This is a genomic window from Mesorhizobium sp. M2C.T.Ca.TU.002.02.1.1 (assembly GCF_003997225.1).
In genome coordinates this window covers 1-2,114 of the sequence record NZ_RZTO01000962.1, presented here as the reverse complement: position 1 = coordinate 2,114, position 2,114 = coordinate 1, and the positions used below count along the sequence as shown (strand labels likewise).

At 65.0% G+C, this 2,114-nt stretch carries 1 protein-coding gene and 2 pseudogenes; all 3 read left to right on the top strand.

What is annotated here, in order from left to right; all coding sequences use genetic code 11:
* A pseudogene (locus EOD07_RS32045) lies at window positions 1-778 on the top strand (sugar ABC transporter permease); the annotation flags it as partial.
* Between the two features lie 17 nt (window positions 779-795).
* On the top strand, window positions 796-1,596 hold the full coding sequence (locus EOD07_RS32040) for an ATP-binding cassette domain-containing protein (RefSeq protein WP_127238113.1): 801 nt from the start codon (window positions 796-798) through the stop codon (window positions 1,594-1,596).
* A 132-nt stretch (window positions 1,597-1,728) separates the two neighbouring features.
* Window positions 1,729-2,114 (top strand): annotated as a pseudogene (locus EOD07_RS32035) (CHASE domain-containing protein); the annotation flags it as partial.

Sequence of the window (2,114 nt, the reverse complement as noted above, 5' to 3'; positions counted from 1 at the left end):
GCTCGACGCCACCTTCCAGTTGATGGGCGGCGGCCCGGCGGGCTCGATCGGCGCCAAATGGAGCTGGGTCGTCGGCATCGTCGCCTGCCTGGCCGTGATTTTCATGCATTTCAACGGCCGCGTGCAGCGCAAGCGCTTCCGCTTCCCGCTGCGTCCCGTATGGGCCGAGACGCTGCTTGCCACGGTCACCTGCGCGATCATCCTGGGCGCGGTGTGGCTCGCCAACTCCTACCCGTGGCCGGTCGGCATCGTGAACCGCTACGCCGCCGCCAACAACATCACCGTGCCCGAGGGCGGGCTGTTCATCGCGCATGGCATCGCCATTCCGGTGCTGATGGCGGTCGCCGTCGGCCTGATCATGACCTTCGTCACCAAGCGCACGCGCTTCGGCCGCTATGTCTTCGCCATCGGCGGCAATCCGGAAGCGGCCAACCTCGCCGGCATCAACACGCGCTGGATCACCATGAAAGTGTTCATGATCATGGGCGTGCTGGCGACGATCGCGGCGGCGATCTCGTCGGCCAGGCAGAATTCGTCCACCAATGTGCTCGGAACGCTGGACGAGCTGCTGGTCATCGCCGCGGCCGTCATCGGCGGCACGTCGCTTGCCGGCGGTTCGGGAACCGTGCTCGGCGCCATGCTCGGCGCGCTTCTGATGCAGTCGCTGCAGTCCGGCATGGTGCTGCTTGGCGTCGACTCGCCGCTGCAGAGCATCGTCGTGGGCGCCGTGCTGGTCGTCGCGGTATGGCTCGACACACTCTATCGCAAGCGCGTCTGATCAGGGAGGAGAAGATCATGGCTGACAAAATCGCTCCCGCCGGCGTTCCGCTGGTCGACATGCGCAATATCTCGATCGCCTTCGGCGGCATCCGCGCCGTCGACGATGCGTCGGTCGATCTTTTCCCCGGCGAAGTGATGGCGCTGCTCGGCCACAACGGCGCCGGCAAGTCGACGCTGATCAAGATCCTGTCCGGCGCCTACAAGCGCGATAGCGGACAGATCTTCATCAATGGCGAGGAGGCTTCGATCGCCAATCCGCGCGACGCCAAGAAATACGGCGTCGAGACGATCTACCAGACGCTGGCGCTGGCCGACAATGTCGATGCCGCCGCCAATCTCTTCCTCGGCCGCGAGCTGATGACCGGCTGGGGCACGCTGGACGACGTCGCCATGGAAGCCGAGGCGCGCAAGGTGATGGGCCGGCTCAATCCGCGTTTCCAGCGCTTCAAGGAACCGGTCATCAAGCTGTCGGGCGGACAGCGGCAGTCGGTGGCGATCGCGCGCGCGATCCTGTTCAACGCCCGCATCCTGATCATGGACGAGCCGACAGCGGCGCTCGGCCCGCAGGAGACGGCGCAGGTCGGCGAACTGGTCAAGCAGCTCAAGGCCGACGGCATCGGCATCTTCCTGATCAGCCACGACATCCACGACGTTTTCGAGCTCGCCGACCGGGTCTGCGTGATGAAGAACGGCCAGGTGGTCGGCACCGCGCGCACGACCGACGTCACCCAGGACGAGGTGCTCGGCATGATCATCCTCGGTAAATGCCCGCCAGGGGCGATTCCGGGTCCAGGCGCGCTTAAGATCGCGGCATGAAGGCGAACCGATAGCCGGCTAAGTAATGGCTGGATGATATGCCAGCCGCAGCGATGATTTGACCGCGCCATTGTGTTGACGCGGAGACTTGCCCATAAAGGTCGTCGACCGTCCACGGGCCGCATCCTTGATTTGAAGAAGCTCTTTCCGATCGTCGCCTTCATCGCCGTCGCGCTGATCAGCCTGACGATGGCGGGGTTCGCCTATTTCGCGACGCAGGAGGCGGCTCGGATCAAGTTCGAGGGCACCGCCGACGACGCGCTGAGCCGCATCGAGAGCCGCATCGACCTGCATCTGTCGCTGCTGCGTTCGACGCAGGCGCTGTTCGATGCCCGCAACGGCGACATCACGCGCGGCGAATTCAAGGCCTTCTTCACCGCGCTCGATATAGACGACAATTTCGCCGGGCTGCGCGGCATCGGCTTCCTGAGGCTGGCCAAGGCCGGCGACGAGGCGGCGGTCGAACGCGACATCCTGCACGATCTTGGGTCGGCGCACCCGATCTATCCCGCAACGAC

Bases quoted from the DNA above. Each gene is read 5' to 3' on its own strand.
- EOD07_RS32040 (WP_127238113.1), top strand. From the start codon at position 796: ATGGCTGACAAAATCGCTCCCGCCGGCGTTCCGCTGGTCGACATGCGC.